The 22938-nt window shown below is 65.7% G+C and carries 22 protein-coding genes and 1 pseudogene; 14 read left to right on the forward strand and 9 right to left on the reverse strand.

What is annotated here, in order from left to right; all coding sequences use genetic code 11:
• The first annotated feature begins 74 nt into the window (after nucleotides 1–74).
• Nucleotides 75–398, forward strand: coding sequence for a hypothetical protein (locus ACE103_RS33235; protein WP_375776470.1), 324 nt, complete (start codon nucleotides 75–77; stop codon nucleotides 396–398).
• 134 nt (nucleotides 399–532) lie between these two features.
• Nucleotides 533–1219 (forward strand): glutathione S-transferase family protein, encoded by a 687-nt coding sequence (locus ACE103_RS33240; RefSeq protein WP_223969386.1) that lies wholly within the window; start codon nucleotides 533–535, stop codon nucleotides 1217–1219.
• Nucleotides 1220–1289: 70 nt separating this feature from the next.
• Here the strand turns inward: ACE103_RS33240 and ACE103_RS33245 are convergent, their stop codons facing one another.
• From ACE103_RS33245 to ACE103_RS33255, 3 genes and pseudogenes are all read right to left on the reverse strand, one after another.
• A complete protein-coding gene (locus ACE103_RS33245) occupies nucleotides 1290–1382 on the reverse strand; it encodes a DUF1127 domain-containing protein (protein ID WP_375776471.1) in 93 nt (30 codons plus the stop codon).
• A pseudogene (locus ACE103_RS33250) lies at nucleotides 1383–1463 on the reverse strand (hypothetical protein); the annotation flags it as partial.
• Between the two features lie 4 nt (nucleotides 1464–1467).
• Complete coding sequence (locus tag ACE103_RS33255) at nucleotides 1468–1911, reverse strand: nuclear transport factor 2 family protein (RefSeq protein WP_375776472.1); 444 nt, start codon at nucleotides 1909–1911, stop codon at nucleotides 1468–1470.
• Nucleotides 1912–2062: 151 nt separating this feature from the next.
• On the opposite strand from ACE103_RS33255, the gene ACE103_RS33260 reads away from it, so the two are divergent.
• Nucleotides 2063–2977 (forward strand): LysR family transcriptional regulator, encoded by a 915-nt coding sequence (locus tag ACE103_RS33260; protein ID WP_375776473.1) that lies wholly within the window; start codon nucleotides 2063–2065, stop codon nucleotides 2975–2977.
• Between the two features lie 159 nt (nucleotides 2978–3136).
• On the opposite strand, the gene ACE103_RS33265 is transcribed toward ACE103_RS33260, so the two are convergent.
• Nucleotides 3137–3757, reverse strand: a complete 621-nt coding sequence (locus ACE103_RS33265) for a glutathione S-transferase family protein (protein ID WP_375776474.1) — start codon at nucleotides 3755–3757, stop codon at nucleotides 3137–3139.
• Nucleotides 3758–3929: 172 nt separating this feature from the next.
• Between ACE103_RS33265 and ACE103_RS33270 the strand changes: the two genes are divergently transcribed.
• Nucleotides 3930–5198, forward strand: a complete 1269-nt coding sequence (locus ACE103_RS33270; RefSeq protein ID WP_375776475.1) for a flavin-dependent oxidoreductase — start codon at nucleotides 3930–3932, stop codon at nucleotides 5196–5198.
• A gap of 159 nt (nucleotides 5199–5357) precedes the next feature.
• On the opposite strand, the gene ACE103_RS33275 is transcribed toward ACE103_RS33270, so the two are convergent.
• Entirely contained in the window at nucleotides 5358–5777 is a 420-nt protein-coding gene (locus ACE103_RS33275) for a PaaI family thioesterase (RefSeq protein WP_375776476.1), read from the reverse strand.
• A gap of 65 nt (nucleotides 5778–5842) precedes the next feature.
• Entirely contained in the window at nucleotides 5843–6955 is a 1113-nt protein-coding gene (gene mutY, locus ACE103_RS33280) for an A/G-specific adenine glycosylase (protein WP_375776477.1), read from the reverse strand.
• Nucleotides 6956–7155: 200 nt separating this feature from the next.
• Between mutY and ACE103_RS33285 the strand changes: the two genes are divergently transcribed.
• The 9 genes from ACE103_RS33285 (at nucleotide 7156) to ACE103_RS33325 (ending at nucleotide 17755) form a co-directional block, all read left to right on the forward strand.
• The gene (locus tag ACE103_RS33285; RefSeq protein WP_223969396.1) at nucleotides 7156–7635 is read left to right on the forward strand and encodes a DUF721 domain-containing protein; all 480 of its coding nucleotides are present in this window, start codon (nucleotides 7156–7158) and stop codon (nucleotides 7633–7635) included.
• Between the two features lie 122 nt (nucleotides 7636–7757).
• Nucleotides 7758–8414, forward strand: a complete 657-nt coding sequence (locus ACE103_RS33290) for a DsbA family protein (protein ID WP_092124558.1) — start codon at nucleotides 7758–7760, stop codon at nucleotides 8412–8414.
• 335 nt (nucleotides 8415–8749) lie between these two features.
• Nucleotides 8750–12214, forward strand: coding sequence for a chromosome segregation protein SMC (gene smc, locus ACE103_RS33295; protein WP_375776478.1), 3465 nt, complete (start codon nucleotides 8750–8752; stop codon nucleotides 12212–12214).
• A 146-nt stretch (nucleotides 12215–12360) separates the two neighbouring features.
• A complete protein-coding gene (locus ACE103_RS33300) occupies nucleotides 12361–13329 on the forward strand; it encodes a small ribosomal subunit Rsm22 family protein (RefSeq protein ID WP_375776479.1) in 969 nt (322 codons plus the stop codon).
• Between the two features lie 87 nt (nucleotides 13330–13416).
• A complete protein-coding gene (locus tag ACE103_RS33305; protein ID WP_375776480.1) occupies nucleotides 13417–13980 on the forward strand; it encodes a hypothetical protein in 564 nt (187 codons plus the stop codon).
• A 114-nt stretch (nucleotides 13981–14094) separates the two neighbouring features.
• Nucleotides 14095–14655, forward strand: coding sequence for a LemA family protein (locus ACE103_RS33310; RefSeq protein WP_092124555.1), 561 nt, complete (start codon nucleotides 14095–14097; stop codon nucleotides 14653–14655).
• Nucleotides 14656–14788: 133 nt separating this feature from the next.
• A complete protein-coding gene (locus ACE103_RS33315) occupies nucleotides 14789–16051 on the forward strand; it encodes a M48 family metallopeptidase (RefSeq protein ID WP_375776481.1) in 1263 nt (420 codons plus the stop codon).
• A 163-nt stretch (nucleotides 16052–16214) separates the two neighbouring features.
• Nucleotides 16215–16958, forward strand: coding sequence for a hypothetical protein (locus tag ACE103_RS33320; RefSeq protein ID WP_092124553.1), 744 nt, complete (start codon nucleotides 16215–16217; stop codon nucleotides 16956–16958).
• A 131-nt stretch (nucleotides 16959–17089) separates the two neighbouring features.
• Nucleotides 17090–17755 carry a hypothetical protein gene (locus tag ACE103_RS33325; protein WP_375776482.1) on the forward strand — a complete coding sequence of 222 codons (666 nt, stop codon included), beginning with the start codon at nucleotides 17090–17092 and terminating at the stop codon, nucleotides 17753–17755.
• A 129-nt stretch (nucleotides 17756–17884) separates the two neighbouring features.
• Here ACE103_RS33325 and ACE103_RS33330 read toward each other — a convergent pair whose 3' ends face one another.
• Together ACE103_RS33330 and ACE103_RS33335 are read right to left on the reverse strand one after the other, a co-directional pair.
• A complete protein-coding gene (locus ACE103_RS33330) occupies nucleotides 17885–18424 on the reverse strand; it encodes an adenine phosphoribosyltransferase (protein WP_223969405.1) in 540 nt (179 codons plus the stop codon).
• Between the two features lie 14 nt (nucleotides 18425–18438).
• Complete coding sequence (locus ACE103_RS33335) at nucleotides 18439–20604, reverse strand: anthranilate synthase component I (RefSeq protein WP_375776483.1); 2166 nt, start codon at nucleotides 20602–20604, stop codon at nucleotides 18439–18441.
• Nucleotides 20605–20947: 343 nt separating this feature from the next.
• Here ACE103_RS33335 and ACE103_RS33340 point away from each other — a divergent pair, with 343 nt between their 5' ends.
• On the forward strand, nucleotides 20948–21943 hold the full coding sequence (locus tag ACE103_RS33340; RefSeq protein WP_375776484.1) for a VOC family protein: 996 nt from the start codon (nucleotides 20948–20950) through the stop codon (nucleotides 21941–21943).
• A 150-nt stretch (nucleotides 21944–22093) separates the two neighbouring features.
• On the opposite strand, the gene ACE103_RS33345 is transcribed toward ACE103_RS33340, so the two are convergent.
• Nucleotides 22094–22768, reverse strand: a complete 675-nt coding sequence (locus tag ACE103_RS33345) for a dienelactone hydrolase family protein (protein ID WP_223969411.1) — start codon at nucleotides 22766–22768, stop codon at nucleotides 22094–22096.
• Between the last annotated feature and the right edge of the window lie 170 nt (nucleotides 22769–22938).

Below are 22938 nucleotides of genomic sequence, written 5' to 3' on the forward strand. Positions count from 1 at the left end.
ATGGGCCGCCTTGTTGCGCCGCGACGGCGGGCGTACATTGACCTTCGTCACTTGCCGTTTCGATTGGTCGCCCGATGCGAAGACAATCCGAGACCTTGCTGCTGGTGCCGCTGTTGCCGATCTTCCTGCTCGGCATGTTTCCGATGCTGCTGATCGGCCTGCTCGGATTCTTCGGCCTGATCATTTTCGGCATCCTGCTGGTCTGCGTCGGCCTGACGCTCGCCCTCGAGGCGCATGGCGAGTTCAATGAAGAGATCATTGTGCACGGCTATGCCCGCGGCTCGGAGCGCGCGACGCAGCTTTCCAACCTGCACGCCGCGACCCGTTCCGCCGCCGTGCTGGACGTCGCGGGCGCTGCGCTGATCGTCGCGGGTATCCTGGGCTTCTTCTGGGGCTGACCAGCGCGACACGCGACCCTGATTCACAAACTCGTCGCTTGCGCATTGCAGCGAATTTTGCGCATGAGGGGCCAAGCGGCCCTCGCCCGCCGCGTCCCGATTTCGCCGGTCACAAGAACCAAGGGAGTCCCTTCATGATCAAATTCTATTTCAATGGTGCGCCGAACCCGAACAAGGTTGCCCTGTTCCTGGAAGAATCCGGCCTGCCGTTCGAGGCGATCCCGGTCGACACCCGCAAGGGCGAGCAGTTCGCGCCGGAATTCCTCAAGGTCAATCCGAACGGCAAGGTGCCGGCGATCGACGACGACGGGGTGCTGGTGTTCGACAGCAACGCCATCCTGCTCTACCTCGCCGAGGAGAACGGCAAGTTCCTGCCCGCCAACACGCCGGCCAACCGCGCCGCGACGCTGTCCTGGCTGATGTTCATCGCGACCGGCCTCGGTCCGTATTCCGGCCAGGCGGTGCATTTCAAGCATTTCGCGCCGAAGGACCTCGACTACGCCAACAACCGCTACCAGTACGAGGCGCATCGCCACTACAAGATCCTCGACGATCATTTGGCGAAGTCACGCTACATGGTCGGCGACAGCTATACGATCGTCGACATGGCGTTCTGGGGCTGGGCGCGGATGGCGCCGTTCATTCTCGGCGAGGAAGGCTACGCCAAATATCCGAACGTGAAGCGGCTGGTCGACGAGATCTCGGCCCGGCCGGCGGCGGCGCGCGCGATCGCGCTGAAGGACAAGCACACCTTCAAGGCGGAGATGGACGACTCAGCCCGCGACATCATGTTCGGCCACCTCAAGTCCAAGGTGGCGTAAACCATCCCACGACGCTGCGCAGGGTGGGCGCGCTGACGCGTTGCCCACCCTGCGCATTTTCGCATGCAACTTACGGCGGCCAGTACTTGCCGTTGTCGTGCCGGCCATGATGGGCGATGTCGGCGCGGCAGACGCCGATGTCCTGCAGTTCGCGTTCACTCATGGCGGCAAGTTGCCGCCATGCGCGCCGGTTCTCACGCCACTGCCGGATCCAGGCCGGCGCTGCCGCGACTGCGGCCGTCAGTGCTTCAACTCGCCGCGCGAACCGCGGCCGCCGGAAACGGACCGAGCGCCTCCTCGGTCAGCACCGAGTCGCAATATTCCCGGATTTCCTTGATCCGGCCGCCGTCGAAGCGAAACACCAGGCAATAGTCGTTGTCGTAGCGCTGACCTTCCTTGGTGAGGTTGTTGCCCTTGGCCTCGACCGCGACGATGTCGCCGTCGGCGATGAAGCGATGGGCGATGGTGCGGCCGCGCTCGACCAGCCTGGAGCGGACGTGGCCGTGCAGGTCGTTCATGATCGATTGCTTGCCGGTGAAGGTGTGCGACCAGGAATATTGCCCGGTCACGGTCCAGATCGCATCGTCGGCGAGATTGGCCACCAGCAGCGATTTCTCGCGCACCGCGGGATCGGGATCGCCTGCGATCGCGAATATCTCCTGCACCAGTTTCTTGTTGTCGGCTGCGCTCATGGCGCGTCTCCTTGCAATGGATTGGCTCTGATTCCAGGCATTTCCTCACGCGACGCGCTGTTGGCTTCGCGTGAGATCGCCTTGCCTGCGGATCATGCGGCGCCGGCGCACATTCTTCCAATCGATAGGTGGTATGATATATATTCACCTGATGAATTTGAATTCGCTTGACCTCAATCTGCTGGTCGCACTCGACGCCCTGCTGCGCGATGCCAATGTCAGCCGCGCCGCGATGCGGCTCAACCTGTCGCAGCCGGCGACCAGCCACGCGTTGCAGCGGCTGCGCGACCTGATCGGCGATCCGCTCTTGGTGCGCAACGGCGCGCGGATGGAGCTGACGCCGCGGGCGCAGGCGCTGCGTTCACCGCTGGCGCAGGCGCTCGACCAGGTGCGCACGCTGTTCGTCTCCGACGATTTCGACCCGGCGCGCAGCGAGCGGCATTTCCGCCTGATGATGCCCGACCTCGCCGTCGAGTTGCTGATGCCGCCGCTGATGGAGAAGGTGACGCAGCTGGCGCCGAACGTCACCATCGACGTCGTGCCGTGGCGGAGCTCGACGATCTTCACGCCCGACTTTGCCCGCACCATCGATCTCGTGATCTCGATCGGCAATTCCTTCAAGGGGTTTCACCGCCAGCGGCTCTACACCGACATCGATGCGCTGGCAGTGCGGCGCGGCCATCCCGCCGGCGCCAGGCTCAGGAAGCGCGAAGCGTTCCTCGCGGCGCGGCATGTCGCGGTGATCATCCGCGGTCATAACGAGGATCTGATCGATACCTGGCTGCGCGCCAAGGGCATCCAGCGGCGGATCGCGCTGGTGGTGCCGGGCTATATCGAGGCGCTGCACGTCACCGCGCGCACCGACCTCGTCGCCTTCGTGCCGCGCCGGCTGATCTCTGCGCTGGCAAAACAACTATCGCTGGTGACGGTGACGCCGCCGCTCGATCCCGGGATCGACGAGCAGCATATGTTCTATCCGACACGGGCCCAGATGGATCCCGGTTCGATCTGGCTGCGCCGGCTGATGCTGGAGACCGGACGTGAGCTCGAGACGCGGAAGGCGTGACAGCACGCTCTCTCCACACGTCGTCCCGGCGAAGGCCGGGACCCATCACCACCGCCGTTCGCTATCGAGCACGGCGGCGGCCCCAGCGTCGTACCACAACCAAAACTCGGGGTTATGGGTCCCGGCCTTCGCCGGGACGACACCGAATTATTAGCGGCCTTACACCTTCTGCTCGGCGAGTACCTTCTGCACCGCCGGCCGTTGCTCCATCGCGGCGCGATGCGCCTTCACCTTGGGCAGGGTCGCGATGTCGACGCCGTCGCCATCGAGCCAGAGCGCGAGCGTGTAGAGATAGGCGTCGCCGACCGTATAGTCCTCGCCCATCACCCACGGGCCCTTCAGCATGTCGCGCTCGATCAGGTTGAAGCAGGCGGCCATGGTCTTCGGGACCATCGCCTTCATGTCGGCGAACGACGTCTCCTGGGTTGCCCAGCGCGCGCCGCGCATCTTGTGGGCGTGGCAGACATGCACGGTCGAGCAGAGGTAGGAATTGAAGGCCTGCAGCTTCGCGAATGCGAAGGCGTCGTCGAGCGGCGCGAGCTTCGCCTGCGGATAGGTCTGCGCGATGTAGGCCAGCATCGCCGGCGTCTCGGTGAGCACGCCGTGGTCGGTCACCAGCGACGGCACCCGGCCCTTCGGATTGATCTTCAGATATTCCGGGCTGTTCTGCTGGTTGACCTTGAAATCGAGCCGCTCGACCGAATAGGGCGCGCCGGCCTCGGCCAGTGCGATGTGGGACGCGAGCGCGCAGGTGCCGGGGGCGGTGTAGAGCTTGAGCATGTCGTTGTCCTCTGCGGGCCTTGTCGGTTCGTTGCGAACCCGGCCTGGCTTGTTATGAGATGCAGCGGACGTTAGCCGCAGCACCCCTTGCCGTCCACCCCGCGCGGCGCCGCGGACCTTGCCCGCAGCGGGGCCGCCATGCGATGACCATGGCCAATCGAGAGGGCTTTTCATGACTGTGCTGATTGCAGGTGGCGGAATTGGCGGGCTGACGCTGGCGCTCAGCCTGCACCAGATCGGCGTGCCCTGTCGCGTCTTTGAGAGCGTGCCCGAGCTGAGGCCGCTCGGCGTCGGCATCAACGTGCTGCCGCATGCGGTGCGCGAATTGATCGAGCTCGGCCTGCACGATGTGCTCGACGCATCAGCGGTGCGCACGCGCGAGCTCGCCTATTTCTCCAAGCACGGCAAGCCGATCTGGAGCGAGCCGCGCGGGCTCGAGGCCGGCTATAAATGGCCGCAGTTCTCCATCCATCGCGGCCGGTTGCAGCAGCTGCTGCTCGATGCCGCGACCGAGCGGCTGGGCGCTGCGAACATCCTGACCAGCCATCATCTCACCGGCTGGACCGAGACCACCGACGGCGTCCGCGCCGACTTCATCGACAAGGCGACCGGCAAGCCCGCCGGCAGCTATGACGGCGCGGTCCTGATCGCCGCCGACGGCATCCATTCGGCGGTGCGCGAAAAACTCTATCCGCAGGAAGGTCCGCCGATCTGGAACGGCCGCATCCTGTGGCGCGGCATCACCCGCGGCGATGCCTTCCTGACCGGCCGCACCATGATCATGGCCGGCCACGAGATCCTGAAATTCGTCTGCTATCCGATCTCGAAGGAGGCCGGCGCCGACGGCAAGTTCGACATCAACTGGGTCGCCGAGCGGCACATGCCGCCGACCTATCAGTGGCGCCGCGAGGACTATAACCGCACCGCAAAGCTCGACGAGTTCCTGCCGTGGTTCGAGAACTGGAATTTCGACTGGCTCGACGTGCCCGGCCTGATCCGCAACTGTCCGCATGCCTACGAATATCCGCTGGTCGATCGCGATCCGATCCCGCAATGGACCTTCGGCCGCGTCACGCTGATGGGCGACGCCGCGCATCCGATGTACCCGATCGGCTCCAACGGCGCCTCGCAGGCGATTTTGGATGCGCGCACGCTGACGCGCGAGATTTTGGCGCATGGCCCGACGCAGGCGGCGCTGTCAGCCTATGAGGCCGAACGGCGCCCGGCGACGACCGACCTCGTGATGCTGAACCGCCGCAACGGCCCGGAGCAGGTGATGCAGCTGGTCGAGGAGCGCGCACCCAACGGCTTTGGCGTCGTCACCGAGGTGCTGTCACAGCAGGAACTGGAAGACATCGCCGCCAACTACAAGCGCGTCGCCGGCTTCCAGGTCGAGGGGCTGAACGCCAAGCCGCCGATCGTGCAACGGACGGGTGCGTAAGCGCTGCATGACTTGAAGCAGCTCAATATCCCGTCATCCTGAGGAGCCGCGAAGCGGCGTCTCGAAGGATGAACGGCTCGTCTGGTGACCGTCGACCCTTCGAGATGGTCGCTACGCAGCCTCCTCAGGGTGACGGGACTGGCTGTAGCGCGCGCAGCATCACCGCAGCGCCCGCGCCGCCTCGACCAGCCGAATGCTGCTGCTCGCCGTCGCAAGCAATGTGCCATCCGCGGCGGTCAGCCGGCCCTCGACGAAGGCGATGGTCTTGCCGAGCTGCGTCACGGTCGCCTCGCCGGTGATCGGTCCGGGCTTCGCCGGTGCGAGAAAATTGACGGTCATCGTGATGGTCGTGGTGAACAGCCTGCCCTCGGTCATGATGAACACCGCCGGCCCCATCGTGTCGTCGAGCATCGAAGACAACATGCCGCCCTGGATGAAGCCGGCCGGATTGCAGAAGTCCGGCTTGCCGTCGAACACGATCCTGATCCAGCCGTCCTGCGGACGTGCGTCAGCCACACGCCAACCCAGCAGCTTTGCGACTGGCGGCATCGGGATGCGGTCGAGTGCGGTTGCGATCATGGCGGCCTCCGTTTTGGACGTCGTAGCCGAGACCTGCTGCCAGCATGGTGTCAGCAGGTCGCCCCCTAGAGATCCAGCCCGTGCGCGATGGCCTTGCGCATCACGTTGGGAAACGCCTCGCCATCCAGCGTCGCCACCGGCACCCAGCGCATGCCGGCCGGCGCGCGGGTGCGTTGCGGCACGCTGGCCGTGTAGACCACGAGCTCGAGCGGAAAGTGCGTGAACACATGCGTGACCACGCCGGTCTTGCGGTGCCAGCGCATGACGCCCTTGAGCTCCGGCGCCTGCGCCAGCGCGGCGGCATCCACCTGCCCGGCCAGCCATTGCGATCCCGGCACTTCGGTCATGCCGCCGAGCAGGCCCTTTTCCGGGCGCGAGCGCACCAAAAGCTCGCCGCCCCGCGTCACCACGAAGGCGGCGCCGCGGCGCAGCGTGCCGGTCTTCTTCGGCACCTTGCGCGGGAACGTCTCCTGGTCGCCGCGGGCACGGCCTGCGCAATCGTCATTCAACGGACACAATGCACAAGCCGGCTTCTTCGGCGTGCAGATGGTGGCGCCGAGATCCATCAAGGCCTGAGCACTGTCCCCGGCGCGAGAGTTCTCGTCGCCCGCGCGAGCCGGGACGAGCAATGTCGCCGCCATCTCCTTGATCAGCGGCTTGGCCTGCGGCAGCGCCTCTTCGATGGCGTAGAGCCTGCTGACCACCCGCTCGATATTGCCGTCGACCGGCATGGTGCGGCGGTCGAAGGCGATCGCGGCGATCGCCGCCGCGGTGTAGGGCCCGATGCCGGGCAGCGCGCGCAGGCCCTCCTCGGTGTCCGGGAAGACCCCGCCATGGTCGTTCATCACCGCAACCGCGCAGGCGTGCAGGTTGCGCGCCCGTGAATAGTAGCCGAGCCCGGCCCACATCCTGAGGACATCGTCGAGCGAGGCGCGGCCGAGCGCTGACACATCGGGCCAGCGCGACAGGAACTTCTCGAAATACGGTCCGACCGCCCGGACGGTGGTCTGCTGCAGCATGATCTCGGACAGCCAGACACGGTACGGATTGGCCCGCGCCCCCGCCTCCGCGCGCCACGGCAGCCGCCGGCGATGCCGGTCATACCAGGCAAGCAGCCGTGCCGGACGGTCGGCTTGCTGGTCGGTCGGTTTGGTTTTGGCGGCCGCGCGAGAGCTCATGATGTTACTTTAGGACAAATCTTGCCCCGTCATGGGCGGGCTTGACCCGGGCATCCACGTCTTTCTTTGTCCGGGGAAACAAAGGCGTGTATGGCCGGGACATAGGCGAGCGGAAGCGACGCCCTCCTTCGGACGGCCAAGCCCGACCATGACGGCAGGAACGTTCCTCACACGAATTGCGGGATGCTATAACCCTACCCATGCCCAGACCCGGCCCGATCAGCGCAAAGCCCCTGTCGATCCTGCTCAGCGACGTCTTCACCGACGCCTATGCCAAGCAGGGCTTTGCCGCTCGCGAACTGGTGACGCGCTGGACCGAGATCGCCGGCGAGCGGATCGCGGCCTATTGCGAGCCGCTGAAGATCCAGTGGCCTCGGCCGGTCGAGGGGCAGCCGCAGGAGCCGGCCACGCTGGTGCTGCGGGTCGAGGGGCCGATGGCGCTGGAAATCCAGCACTCCTCCGACGTCATCCTGGAGCGGGTGAACCGCTTCTTCGGCTGGCACGCGGTCGGCCGCCTGACGATCCGGCAGGCGCCGCTTTCGCGCCGCGCCCCCCCGACCCGGCCGCGCCCGCCCGACGCCAAAGCCGTGGCCCGGGAGGCGGCAAATCTTGCGGCCGTTGAGGACGATGATCTGCGCGCCGCGCTGGCCCGGCTGGGTGCCTTGATCAAGCGAAATTGACGCTTTTCGCAGGCACGGCCGCAAGACCCCGGCATTGCCACAATGGTCGTTTCAAGCTAGCGAAGGCTTCTTTTCGGGACCCCCTTCATTCTGGCGTGAATGCGCCAATCCGGGAGCTGACCTTGATCATCACGCGCCGCGCTTTCACCACCGCTCTCTCGCTGACCGGGCTTGCCGCTCTCGCCGGGCTGTCGCCGCTGCGCCTGATCACGGACGCGTTCGCGCAGACCGCCGCCGAGGTCGCCAAGCCGCAGTCGCTGCCGGACATGGGGCTCGGCCCGGCGGACGCCAAGGTGACCATCATCGAATACGCCTCGATGACCTGCCCGCACTGCGCCAATTTCAACGAGACCGTGTTCCCGAAGATCAAGTCGACCTACATCGACTCGGGCAAGGTCCGCTACGTGTTCCGCGAATTCCCGCTCGACATCAAGGCCGCCGCCGGCTCGATGCTGGCGCGCTGCATCGCCAAGGACGACGCACCGAAGTTCTTCGCCGTGATCGACCTGCTGTTCCGCCAGCAGAACGACTGGGTGGTCAAGAACACCACCGAGACGCTGACGCGGATCGGCAAACAGGCCGGCCTCAGCCAGCAGCAGGTCGAGGACTGCCTGAAGGATCAGACGCTGCTCGACAAGATCGCCGCCGACCAGAAATACGCCAACGACGTGCTGAAGGTGAACTCGACGCCGACCTTCTTCGTCAATGGCGAGATGCTGAAGGGCGAGACCTCGTTCGAGGAGTTCAGCAAGCACATCGATCCGCTGCTGAAGAGCTGATCACGCGCCCGCGAATCCGACGTCGTCGTGCCCGCGTTCGAGTCGCGGCACGATAATTGTGGATGATTTGCGATCACGGCATGCGGCCGTCGCATAATTTGGTTGTTGAAAACCTGATTCGCGCGATGCGAATCTTGGAGGACATGCAGGGGCCACAAAACCCCTGCAAATCCCTTGGGAAAAGCTTGGTCAAGCGGTTGCCCTGACGCACTCGCATCGCCATTGTCGCCGCTCATGAGAGCTGCACGCAGCTATTCACCCCAGACACCGACATTGCCAACCATGGTATTGTCACGGCAGGGAGATTCGCGCCCGGCCAAACGAGATTTGTGTACATGAAGCTCACGCGCCTCCGCCTGCACGGTTTCAAGTCGTTCGTTGAACCCACCGATTTCATGATCGAGCCGGGCCTGACCGGCGTCGTCGGACCGAACGGCTGCGGCAAATCCAATCTGGTCGAAGCGCTGCGCTGGGCGATGGGCGAGACCTCGCACAAGTCGCTGCGCGCCGCCGACATGGATGCGGTGATCTTCGCCGGTTCCGGCAACCGCCCGGCGCGCAACCACGCCGAAGTCGTGATGACGATCGACAATTCCGATCGCTCGGCGCCGGCCGCTGTCAACGACAGCCAGTTGCTCGAAATCTCCCGCCGCATCGAGCGCGAGGCCGGCTCGGTCTACCGCATCAACGGCCGCGACGTGCGCGCCCGCGACGTCCAGATCCTGTTCGCCGACGCCGCCACCGGCGCGCGGTCGCCGGCACTGGTCCACCAGGGCAAGATCGGCGAGATCATTCAGGCCAAGCCCGAGCAGCGCCGCCGCGTGCTGGAAGACGCCGCCGGCGTCGCCGGCCTGCATGCCCGCCGCCACGAGGCGGAACTGCGGCTGAAGGCGGCCGAAACCAACCTCACCCGCGTCGAGGACGTGATCGGCCAGCTCACCGGCCAGATGGAAGGCCTGAAGAAGCAGGCCCGCCAGGCGATTCGTTACCGCGAGGTCGCGGCCAAGGTACGCAAATCCGAGGCCATGCTGTTCCATCTGCGCTGGATCGGGGCCAATGCCGACGTCAACGACGCCGGGCGGACGCATGATCTCGCCGTGCGCGAGATGGCGGAGCGCACCCAGCATCAAGCGGAAGCCGCGCGTATCCAGGCGATCCGTGCCACCGAGCTGCCGGCGCTGCGCGATGCCGAGGCGCGCGCCGCCGCCGGCCTGCAGCGCCTGACCAATGCGCGCGAGATGCTCGACCGCGAGGAACAGCGCGCCAAGGAACGCGTCGGCGAGCTCGATCGCCGCCTCACCCAGTTCGCCCAGGATATCGCGCGCGAGCAGCAGCAGACCTCCGATGCCGACATCGCGTTGCAGCGGCTCGACACCGAAGACGCCGAGCTGAAGGAAGAGATCAAGTCGCGCGTCGAGAAGCGCTCCGGCGTCGACGAGCGCGTCTCCGAGGCCGAGGAGATCCTGGCCGCGACCGAGCGCCAGTTCAGCGAGCTGACCACGCAGCTCGCCGACCTCACCGCCAAGCGCAACCAGCTCGAAGCCGGCGTGCGCACGCATCGCGACCGGCTGACCCGGCTCGATCAGGAGATCGCCAACGTCCAGGCCGAGGAAACCAAGCTCGCGCAGGAGACCGGCAATCTCGGTGACATCGACGCGCTCGCCGCCGCCATGGAGATGGCGCAGCAGACGCTCGCCGAGTCCGAGGCGGCCGTGCAGGAGAGCGAGGCGCATCACGCCGCCGCACGGCAGACGCTGGAATCCTCCCGTAATCCGCTCGCCGAGGCCGAGAAGCGCGTGCAGCGGCTCGAGACCGAAGCCCGCACCATCTCCAAGCTCGTCACCAGCGAGACCAAGAATCTGTGGCCGCCGATCATCGACGGCATCACGGTCGCCAAGGGCTACGAAAAGGCGATCGGCGCCGTGCTCGGCGACGACCTCGACGCGCCCGTGGATTCGTCTGCGCCGATGCGCTGGACCAATGTCGGCGAAGCCGCGGGCGACCCCGCGCTGCCGGATGGCGTCGAACGGCTGGCCGATCACGTTCAGGCGCCGCCGGAACTGGCGCGACGTCTGGCCCAGATCGGCGTGGTGGCCAAGGAACGCGGCGCCGCGCTGGTGTCGCAGCTGAGGACCGGCCAGCGGCTGGTGTCGCTCGAAGGCGATGTCTGGCGCTGGGACGGCTTCGTCGCCGACGCCCATGCCCCGACCGGCGCGGCCCGCCGCCTCGCCGAGCGCGCCCGCCTCGTCGATATCGAGCATGAGCTGGAACAGGCCCGCATCGATGCCGCCGCCAAGCGCCAGGCGCTGGAGACGGCTGAAGAAGAATTGCGCTCGGCATCCGCCGCCGAGGGTGCCTCGCGCGAAGCCGTGCGTGCCGCCCGCCGCGAAACCGACGCCGCCCGTGAGCGCCATGCCGCGACCGAACGCGAGATCAATCGCCACTCTGCGCGCAAATCGGCGCTGACCGAGGCGCACAGCCGCGTCGCCGCCGACCGCGCCGAAGCCGAAGCGGCCCATGAGAACGCAGTTGCCGCGCTGTCCGAACTGCCGCCGGGCGTGGAGACCGAAGCCCAGCTCGCCGCGGTTCGCGCCGAGATCGACAACCAGCGCCGTGCCGCGGCGCAAGTCCGCGCCGAGGCGCAGGCGCTCGCCCGCGAGGCCGAACTCGCCGACCGCCGCGTGCAGGCCATCGTTGCCGAACGCAACGAGTGGCAGAGCCGCAAGACCAGCGCCGCCTCGCAGGTCGGGACCATCGAAGAGCGCATCGCCGAGGTGTCGGCCGAGCGCGAGGAACTGGCCAACGCGCCGGAAGTGTTCGCCGAGAAGCGCAGCGCGCTGATCACGGAGATCGAGCACGCCGAGGGCGATCGCCGGATCGCCGCCGATGCGCTGGCGACCGCGGAAGCCGCGATGGCGGAAACCGATCGTGTGGCCAAGGCTACGCTCGAAGCCCTCTCCTATTCCCGTGAGGCAACCGCGCGCGCCGAAGAACGCATGGAAGGCACCCGCCGCCGCCTCGCCGATATCGAGCGCGAGATCCACGACATGCTCGAGGTCGAGCCGCCGGCGGTCGTGGGACTCGCCGAGATCGAGCCCGGCGCGGAGCTGCCGCCGGTCGCGCAGGTCGAGGAAGAACTCGAAAAGCTGCGCCGCGACCGCGAGCGCCTGGGCGCGGTCAATCTGCGCGCCGAGGAAGAGTTGAAGGAAGTCGAGACCCAGCACACTGCGCTGACCACCGAGCGCGACGACCTGGTCGAGGCGATCAAGCGGCTGCGGCAGGGTATCCAGAGCCTCAACCGCGAAGCGCGCGAGCGCCTGCTGACCTCGTTCGAGACCGTCAACAACCACTTCAAGCGGCTGTTCACCGAGCTGTTCGGCGGCGGCGAGGCCGCGTTGCATCTGATCGAGAGCGACGATCCGCTCGAGGCCGGCCTCGAGATCATCGCCAAGCCGCCCGGCAAGAAGCCGCAGACGCTGTCGCTGCTGTCAGGCGGTGAGCAGGCGCTGACGGCGCTCGCACTGATCTTCGCAGTGTTCCTGACCAACCCGTCGCCGATCTGCGTGCTGGACGAAGTCGACGCGCCGCTCGACGACCACAACGTCGAACGGTTCTGCACCCTGCTGAACGAGATGACGTCGTCGACCGAAACCCGCTTCATCATCATCACGCACAATCCGATCACGATGGCGCGGATGAACCGCCTGTTCGGCGTCACCATGGCCGAGCGCGGCGTGTCGCAGCTGGTGTCGGTCGACCTGCAGGGCGCGGTCGATATCCTCGACCAGAACGTGGCGTAACGCTACGTCGAAGCACCTCGGACTTGAGGCGAGGCCTCTCGGCCCCGTCATTGCGAGGCGCGACAGCGACGAAGCAATCCACGCCTCCACAAGCGGCGCGATGGATTGCTTCGCTCCGCTCGCAATGACGTGCGATAGTATGGCGGATGACCTCGCCCGATCTCCCCGCTGAACTGCGTGCCGCCCTCAACGCCAGGCTCGAAGGCCTGTCGCGCAACGACGCGGCCGGTCGCGCGGCGATCATCTCACAGACCTACCGCGAGGGCGGCGGCTCCGGGACGATCCGGACCGAGACCGATGCGCTGGCCTATGCGCTGGCACGGATGCCCGCAACCTATGCGGCCGTGGTGGCGAGCCTCAATGCACTGACAGAGATCCGGCCGGACTTCGCGCCGGCGAGCCTGCTCGATGTCGGCGCCGGCCCCGGGACCGCGACCTGGGCGGCCTCCGAGACGTTCACGTCGCTGCGGGGCTTCACCCTGCTCGATGCCAATGGCGCGTTGAGAACGCTGGCGCAGGAGCTTTTTCAACGCACCGCACGCCTGCACGACACCAGCTACCAACTCGGCCAGGCCCGCGCCTTGCTGGACAAGGCCGATCCGGCCGACCTCGTCGTTGCCAGCTACATGATCGGCGAACTCGGCGAAGCCGAGCGCGGAGCACTGGCCGATGCGCTGTGGTCCAAAGCGCGCGACACGCTATTGGTCGTCGAACCCGGCACGCCAGCGGGCTATGCGCGGATCATCGCACTGCGCGCACGCTTGATCGCCGCCGGCGCGCATGTCATAGCCCCCTGCCCGCATGACGGTGGCTGCCCGCTGGTCGCGCCCGACTGGTGCCATTTCTCGCAGCGCCTGCAACGCTCGCGCGCCCACAAGCAGGTCAAGGGCGCCGATGCGCCGTTCGAGGACGAGCGCTTCGCCTATGTCGCGCTGAGCCGCGCGCGCGTTGAGAACCGGCTATCGCGGGTGCTGGCGCAACCGGATGTCGGCAAGGTCGAGGTCGCGGCCAAGCTCTGCACGCCCGAGGGCGTTGTTGTTACAAAAGTGCCGCGGCGCGCGAAGGCCGATTACGCCCGGGCCCGGCGCTGGCGCTGGGGCGACGCGACCGGCTGATAATCGCGTCTGTCCTTGAGCATCTCCTGCCGCAATGCCAAGTTGCAGATCCTGCCAACGCAGCCGGTTGAACGGAACGTAGCCATCATGGCTCAGCACGAGCCCAGCGGATCATCCAAGACAATCGTGTTCGTGTCGGACGGCATTGGCCTACGATGGGGGCTATGGACTATCGCCGTCGCAATTTCCGCACTCGCGGTCATCATTAGGAAGACGATCGATCCTTCCGCAGATCAAGCCCGGACATTCGCAATACTCATATTGCTCGGCTGCATCGTCGTTCTCGGCGTCGTCCGGCGATGGACCGTCCGGATCGATCCGCATGACCGGAGAATGACGATCGTAAGATCCTTAGCGCTGCGATGGACCGGCGTCGTGCTGCGGACCGAAGTCATTGAGCACTGCTCGTTCGACGAATGCAGTGAAGTCGGAATCCTGACGTATACGGATACGGTGGGCCAGTGGAGCTGGTCCCGCACCGACGTGATTGTCGACTTCAAGCGGGGCGGCAGGCACAGGATTCCGGTGCAATCGTGGTCGCTGGACGAAGCCAGTCGGCTCGCCGCGGAATTGTCTGCAGCGACTGGAATACCCCTGCAAAGTAGGGTCGGCCAAGCGCCTGCGGCCGAGCGCTGGTCAGCTTCGAGTTGAACCTATCCGGGGGACCGGCCGACCAACTCATGCCCACCTTTTCGCGGCGGGCTGCCCTGCGCCCCGATCTTGGGCTACGGTGCCGCCGTCTCGTCCATCAGGAGCTGCCCTGCCATGTCGACCAGCTGGATCGTTATCGGCGTCATCGTCCTTCTCGTGCTGTTTGCGTTCGGCGCCTACAACCGGCTTGTCGCGCTCGGCCAGCGCGTCAGCCAGGCCTTTGCCGACATCGATGTGCAGCTCAAGCAGCGCCACGATCTGATCCCGAACCTGGTCGAGACCGTGAAGGGCTATGCCGCACATGAGCGCGGCACGCTCGACGACGTCATCAAGGCACGCAACTCGGCGATCTCGGCACAGGGCCCGGCCCAGGTCTCGGCGGCGGAGAACCAGCTCTCCGGCGCGCTCGGCCGGCTGATCGCGCTGTCGGAGGCCTATCCGGACCTCAAGGCCAACGCCAATTTCCAGCAGCTTGCCTCCGAGCTTTCCGACCTCGAGAACAAGATCGCCGCCAGCCGCCGCTTCTTCAACAACGCGGTCCAGGAATACAACACCGGCATCCAGCAGATGCCGGCCGCGCTGTTCGCCGGCATGTTCGGCTTCACCCGCAAGGATTTCTTCGACCTCGGCGCCAGCCGCACGGAGGTCGAGGCGGCACCGAGCGTGAAGTTCTGATCAGCATGGCATCCAGCCAGCTCTGTCATTCCGGGGCGATGCAAAGCATCGAACCCGGAGTCTCGATCGACCAAGAAACCTCTGGATTCCGGGTTCACGCCGTTGGCGTGCCCCGGAATGACGATGGTTAGTCATGGCCGCCTATGGTCTCTACACGCATATCGCATCGAACAAGTTTCGTTCGATGCTGTTGCTTGCCGGCCTGTTCCTGCTGATCTACGTGCTGGTGTATGCCGGCGCGCTGGTCGCGGAGGTGATGATCGATAGTGGCCGCACGGCCGACTACTATCTGACCCATGCCTCGCGCGATCTGGTCTCGGCCTTCCCATGGGCGACGATCGCGGCGGTGGCCTGGATCGTGATCGCCTATTTCTTTCACCAGAAGATGATCGACGCCGTCACCGGCGGCGAAAGCGTGACGCGGCAGCAGCAGCCGCGGCTCTACAATCTCTTGGAAAACCTCTGCATCTCGCGCGGCATCCCGATGCCGAAGCTGAAGGTGATGGACAGCCCGGCGCTGAACGCGTTCGCGACCGGACTAAACTCGCGGCAATATTCCATCACGGTCACCACGGGTCTCCTGAAGGCGCTTGATGACCAGGAGATCGAGGCCGTGCTCGGCCACGAGCTCACCCATATCAAGAACGGCGACGTACAGCTGATGGTGGTCGCCGTGATCATCGCCGGCGTGGTCGGCTTCTTCGGCGAGCTGTTCTTCCGCCTGTTCACAAATCTGTCGTGGAGCGGCGGCGGCGGAGGTGGCTGGTCGTCCTCGTCATCCTCCCGATCGTCGTCGTCCTCGTCGGACCGCGACAGCAAGAGCTCGGGCGGCGGCGCGATCATCGTGATCATCATCGCGGTCGCTCTGATCATGCTGGCCTGGCTGCTGTCGCAGGTGGTCAAGCTCGCGCTGTCGCGATCGCGCGAATTTCTCGCCGATGCCGGATCGGTGGAGCTGACCAAGAATCCCGATGCGATGATCTCGGCGCTGCGCAAGATCGAGAACCGCGGCGAGTTGCCGGGCGCCACCTCGGCGGTGATGGAACTCTGCGTCGACAATCCGCGCGAGGGTTTTGCCGACCTGTTTGCCACCCATCCGTCGGTGAAATCCCGGGTCGATGCCCTGGTGAAATTTGCCGGCGGCCACGACCCCGGACCGCTGGCCCTGCCGGATGAGACATCGGAGGAGACGGGAACGCAGGACCAGCCTTCCATGGCAGGCGACCAGCCCCCGCCGGTACCCCATGGCCCGTGGGGTGACACGCCGCCCGCACAACCGAACAATCCGCCGCCGCTGCCGGGCACCAGCCCCGCACAGGGACCATTGGGACCGCTGGGTCCTTTGCAGGGCCCGCTCCAGGGACCGCTTCAAGGCCCTTGGGGCCGGCGCCGCTGATCGTGCCCTAGGCCACTCAGTCCATTAAGGAAATCCCTACCAAACCCAATGTGGGCACCTTAAGGAATTGAATTCTCCCTCGTTTCTGCCATGTTCGCGCCCAAAGCAGTGTGGGGACTTGCCGATCGCCATCGCGGTCGGGAGCGCGCTTTAAGGGACTTCCATGGCAAAGCCGGTTGTGATCGTGGTGGGCGCTGACAAGGGCGGGGTCGGCAAGACCACCGTCTCGCGGACGCTCCTGGACTATTTCAGTGCCAACAATGTGCAGACCCGGGCGTTCGACACCGAGTCGCCGCGCGGCACGCTGAAGCGCTTCCATCCCGACATCACCGAGATCGTCGACATGACGACGACCGCGGACCAGATGAAAATCTTCGATACGCTGAACGCCGGTTCCTCGGTCACCGTGATCGACGTCCGCGCCGGCCTGTTGTCGCCCGCGCTGGCCTCGCTGCGCGATATCGGCTTCCTCGACGCGGCGCGCTCCGGCCAGATCACCTTCGCCGTGTTCCACATCCTGGGCCCGTCGATCGCCTCGCTGGACGAGATCGCCGAGACCGCCAACTTCATGAGCGGCGCGAAGTATTTCCTGGTGAAGAACTTCATCAACGACACCCAGTTCTTCCAGTGGGACCAGGCCACCTACAATTCGTACTTCCACCGCATCAAGGATGCCGTGGACCTCACCATCCCCAAGCTCAACGAAATGGCCTACGAGCAGGTCGAGGTCTCCTCGGTTCCGTTCCTGAAATTCGTTGCCAACAAGGGCATCAACGACGACGCCGCGAACTACTCCTTCGTGCTGCGCGGCTATGTCCGGCACTGGCTTGCGAACGTCTGGAGCGAGTTCGACCGGATCAAGCTGACCGACCTGGTCGGCGCCAAGGCGGCCAAGGGCGAAAAATAGTCGCGCGCAAAGGCGACCGAAAGTCGCGCCCGGCCGCAGCGAAAGAGTCGCGCCCGGGGACGCGAAAAAAGTCGCGCGCAAGGCGGCGATGGGGCTGGATTAGGCGAAAATTTGGCCTGATATAGCGGGCGATGTCGTCCACGCCCGTTTACATCATCTGCTCGCCCCGCCCGCAGGTCGGCAAGACGCTGATCGCGCGGCTGCTCGGCGAATTCCTGCTGCTCAAGAACGGCGATGTCGTCTGCTACGACATCAACCTGAAGGAGCCGTCGCTGCTCGACTACCTGCCGCGGATCACGGAAACCGCCGATGTGATCGACACCTACGGCAAGATGCAGCTGATGGACCGCGTCATCGTCAATGACGGCATCGGCAAGGTGATCGACCTCGGTTATCACGCCTTCGACGAATTCTTTAGGATGTGCGACCAGATCGGGCTGATGAAGGAGGCGCTGCGCCGCCGCGTCTCGCCGGTGATCCTCTATGTCGCCGATACCGACCGCGCCTCGGTGCACGGCTACCAGACGCTGCAGGGCATGATCCCGCCGAACGCGCTCATCGTGATCGACAATGAATTCGTGGTGCGCGGCGAGCTGCCGCCCGTCATGACCGCCAGCCGGGTGCTGCGCTTCCGGGCGCTGCCGGTGTTCCTGAAGACCTATATCGACCGGCTGACCTTCTCGTTCACCGGCTATCTGCGCCAGGAGAGGGACTCATCGACCGAGCTGCATCAGTGGATCCGGAAGAACTACACCACGTTCCGCGATCTCGAACTGAGCATGCTGCTGCAGCGATGACTGTCGTCCCGGCGAAGGCCGGGACCCATAACCACCGCTATGCGTTCGGCGAAGGCTGGGGCTGCAGCGTCGTTCCACAATCACTATCGTGGTTATCGGTACCGGCCTTCGCCGGGACGACGCGTGGCGCTAATGCCCTTCGAACGCCATCAGCGTGCGCACCGGAACGTCCATCGCGCGCAGTTTGGCGGCGCCGCCCAGATCGGGCAGGTCGATGATGAAGCAGGCGGCGACGATGTTGGCGCCGATCTGGCGCAGCAGCTTCACCGCGCCCTCGGCGGTGCCGCCGGTCGCGATCAGATCGTCGACCAGGATCACGCGCTCGCCGGGCTGCACGGCGTCGGCATGCATCTCCATCTCGTCGATGCCGTATTCCAGCGAGTAGGCGATCCGCACCGTGGTGTGCGGCAGCTTGCCCTTCTTGCGGATCGGCACGAAGCCGGCCGAGAGCTGATGCGCCACCGCGCCGCCGAGGATGAAGCCGCGCGCCTCGATGCCTGCGACCTTGTCGACCTTCGCCCCCGCCCAGGGATGCACCAGCTCATCCACCGCGCGGCGGAAGGCGCGGGCATCGGCGAGCAGCGTTGTGATGTCGCGAAACAGGATGCCCTTCTTCGGATAGTCCGGGATGGTGCGAACGGTCGCCTTGATGTCGTGGTCGAAGGTCATTGGTCTCGCAATCCTCAATTGGCCGGCGGATTAAGCCGGAATGCATTCTCGACAATGCGCAGGCCGACCTCGTTGCCGAGCGACATCAGCGATTCCGGATGGAATTGCACGCCGCCGACCGGCAGGGTCTTGTGCTCGATCACCATCGCGACGCCGTCTTCGGTGGTCGCGGTCACCGCCAGCACCTCGGGCACGCTGTCGCGCTCGACATAGAGCGAGTGATAGCGGCCGATCACGATCTCATTCGGCAAATTGTGCATCAGCCTGCCGCCACGCACCTGGACGCGCGACGGACGGCCATGTGCAGGCTGGCCGAGCTGGCCGAGCTGGCCGCCGAAATATTCGCCGATCGCCTGCACGCCGAGACAGACGCCGAAGATCGGCAACTTCTTCTCAAGCGCTGTGTCGATGGTCTTCGCGATGCCGAAATCCTCCGGACGACCCGGTCCGGGCGACAGCACCAGCAGGTCCCATCCGCGCTGCTTCAGCATGTCCTGGGCGTGGATGTGCCTGACCACGGTGACGTTGGCGCCGACCTGGCGGAAGTAATCCGCCAGCATGTGCACGAAGCTGTCGTCGTGATCGATCAAGAGGACGTTCTTGCCCGAGCCGGTGGCATCGGGCGCGAAATCCGACAGCGGCTTCGGCGGATCGCCGCGCAGCGCCTGGAACAGCGCCGCCGCCTTGACCTGGCACTCGCGGTCCTCGGCGGCGGGATCCGAGTCGAACAGGCAGGTCGCGCCGACGCGCACCTCGGCGAGACCGTCCTTCATGCGGATGGTGCGGATGGTGAGGCCGGTGTTGATGCTGCCGTCGAAATTCACGCAGCCGATCGCGCCGGCGTACCAGCGCCGCGGCGACCGCTCGTGATCCTCGACGAACTGCATCGCCCACAATTTCGGCGCGCCGGTCACGGTCACGGCCCAGGCATGGGTCAGGAAAGCATCGAGCGAATCGAAGCCCGGTCGCAGCATGCCCTCGACGTGGTCGACGGTGTGGAACAGTTTTGAGTAGGTCTCGATCTGCCGCCGCGCCAGCACCTTGATGGTGCCGGGCACGCAGACGCGCGCCTTGTCGTTGCGGTCGACGTCGGTGCACATGTTGAGCTCGAACTCGTCCTTTTCCGAGTTCAACAGCTTGCGGATCTGTTCGGCATCGCCGATCGAATCCGAGCCGCGCGCGATGGTGCCCGAGATCGGACAGGTCTCGACCCGGCGGCCGTCGGAGCGCACGAACATCTCCGGCGATGCCGAGACCAGGAATTCGCCGTCGCCGAGGTTCATCAGCGCGCCATAGGGCGACGGATTGATGCGACAGAGCCGTTGGAACACTTCCGCCGGCGAACGCTCGCAGGGCTCGGCAAACAGCTGCCCGGGTACCGCCTCGAACAGGTCACCGCGGGCGAACGCCGCGCGCGCGACTTCGACGGTCGCCTGGTATTCGCCTGGCGCGTGATCGGCAAAACCCTGCCGCCCGGTCATGGCGTAGAGGCTCGGCGCGGTCTCGTGCGACTGGCCCGCGGTGGATTTGCCCTTCCAGGAGAACTCGTAATTCAGCGCCACGCCGCGGCCGGTGGCGCGGTCATACGCCAGCAGCCGGTCCGGCACGTAGAGTACGATGTCGCGCTGGTCGGCCTCGCGGGCGCGCTTCTGCACGATGTCCTCGATCTGGAACACGAGGTCGTAGGCGAAAGCGCCGAACAGGCCGAGCAGCGGATCGGCATTGGAGGTGAACGCCGCCACCATGTCGCGCACCAGCGACATCACGCTGGCGCGGCGGGTGCGCTGGTCTTCCTCCACCGGCGCGGCACCGCGGATGATGTGGCCGGCGAGCCGCGTGGCACTGCGCTCGGAGATGACGACGCAAGGCTCGCGCAGCACGTCGCCGAGGAAGGCGATCAGGACCTCGCCGCGCGGGTTCAGCGCCTGCAACGAGAAGTCGGTGCCTGAGGTTTCTAGCACCAGCGGCGGATCGGCAAAGCCGAGGTCAAAGCTCTCGTAGCGGCCCGGCACTGTGGTGCCCGAGGACAGCACCACGCCGCGGCGGCGGTCCAGCAGCGCGATCAAATCGTCGAGACGGTTGGCGCCGCCGGTGAACTGCTCGACCACGCGCGCGACCGCGAGGCCGCCGTTGGTCAGGTATTCGCTCTTGGCCGGCAGGGAGAAGACTGTCCTGTTCATGTGATCCTCTTACGAAACTTGGGAAGAGAGCGCCACACAGGACAAACGAAGGGAGACCGTCGCACTGCGATGGCGACCTTCGACGTTTTTGGGAAATGAAAACGCACCGGCCACCTATGAGAAGGTGGGCCACCAACGACGGGATGGACTGGCAACGGTGCTCATGGCCGCTACTCACCACCGGGCGCGGGCCGTGTCAAGGGATGCCCCGACACCCCTGCCCCAATCCTGGACGCCCTCTCGGACGCCATTTTCGAGGTTTGAAGCGACCGGAATCCGCGTAGGATTTGCTGAAATGACGGTGACCAGCCGCCCAAAAAACAGACAGACGGTGGAGACGCAGATGGCGATTTTGGGTCTCGGATATGCCGGCTTCGGCTCCGACGCGCTCGACGACTGGCGGCGGTTCGGCACCGGCCTGGTCGGGCTGCAGGCGATCGAGCGCGGCAACTCGCTGCTCGCCTTCCGGATGGACGACCGCAAGCAGCGCATCGTGATCGACCGCGCCCAGGGCGAAGGGACGCGGTTCTTCGGCTGGGAGCTGGCGGATGCCGCAGCCCTCGACGCGCTGGCGGCGCGGCTGGAGCATGCCGGCGTTGCCGTGATTGCCGAACCGCAGGCGCTCGCAGATAGCAGGCGGGTCCGCCGACTGATCTCATTCCAGGACCCGGCCGGCAACCGTCTGGAGGCGTTTCATGGCCCCGAGATCGACGACACGCCGTTCCGGCCCGGACGATCCATCTCCGGCTTCCGCACCGGCGCGCTCGGGCTCGGTCACGCGGTGCTGACCGTCGAGAACATCGCGCCTGTCATGAGCTTCTATGTCGACGTGCTCGGCTTCGGCCTCAGCGACTACATCGAAAAACCGTTCCGCGCCTATTTCTTCCACGTCAATGCCCGCCACCATTCGCTCGCGCTGATCGAGACCGGTACGAACGGCATGCATCATCTGATGGTGGAATTGTTCTCGCTCGACGATGTCGGCCAAGCCTACGACATCGCGACGAAGGAAGACCGGGTCAACGTCACGCTCGGCCGCCACACCAACGACCTGATGACGTCGTTCTACGCCAAGTCCCCATCAGCCTTCATGGTCGAGTGCGGCTGGGGCGGTCGCGAGATCGACCCTAAGAACTGGACGCCGTTCGAAATGTACGACGGCCCGAGCCTGTGGGGCCACGAACGTGTCTGGCTGTCGCCGGAGGACCGCGCGGTCGCGCGCGAGATGCGGATGCGCGCCGCCGCCGAGGGCAAGCGCGCGCCGGTGCAGGTGCTGGAAGGCAATTTCAAGCTGATGTCGGGCACCTGCCCGTGGTGGGACGAGGTGAAGGCTTCATAAAAGCTGCGTCGTCCCGGCGAAAGCCGGGACCCATAACGGCAGGGCGTGGTTGTCTGGCAAAGCCGTCGGCCAGCTTCCTTTGATCACGACGGCCGCGGCGTATGGATCCCGGCCTTCGCCGGGACGACGGATGGTGATCGCGAACGCCACTCAGCCCAGATGCTTCCTGAAGAAATCAGTCGCCCGGTCCCAGGCCAGTTCCGCACACTGGCGGTCGTGCACCGACAGGCGCTGCTCGTTGCCAAAGCCGTGGTCGGCGTCATAGCGGTACAGCTCCAGCGATTTGCCGGCGGCCTTCATCGCTTTCTCGAAACCATCGACCAGCGCCGGCGTGCACCAATCGTCCTTGGTGGCGAAATGGCCCTGCAGCGGAATCCGCACGTCCGCCGGCTTGGCCGCCTGCTCCGGCGGAATGCCGTAGAACACCACGCCTGCGGTCAGCTCCGGGATCTTGGTGGCGCCGATGATGGTCACCGCGCCGCCGAGGCAGAAGCCGGTCAGGCCGACCTTGGCGCCGTTCTTGCCGAGATATTGCGCGGCGCCGCGCACCGTCTGCGTGGTGGCATCCATGAAGTCGAGCGAGTTCATCTCTTTGCCGGCCGCGTCGGTGTCGTGATACGGCACCACCTTGCCCTTGTAGAGATCGGGCGCCAGCGCATCGAAACCGGCCCGCGCGAAGCGGTCGCACATGCCCTTGATCTGGTCCTGCAGCCCCCACCACTCCTGGATCACGACGACCCCGGGCGCGTTGCCGCGCGCGGCGTTGGCGAGATAGCCCGACGCTTCCTTGCCGTCCGGACGCTTGAAGTTGATGCTGGTACCCATGAGTTCCTCCGCGATGTTTGCCGGCCGATTGGCCGGCATTTTGTCCGTACTCGGTGACGGACGCAATCGCCCTGCGGCCCCCTCGCGCACTCGTCATGACTGCCGAAGCACCAACGCGCTTCTCGTGAACCAAGCCTCGGACACGCACAAAACAAAAAAGCCCCCGAAGG

The organism is Bradyrhizobium sp. ma5 (genome assembly GCF_042258955.1).
GTDB lineage: Bacteria > Pseudomonadota > Alphaproteobacteria > Rhizobiales > Xanthobacteraceae > Bradyrhizobium.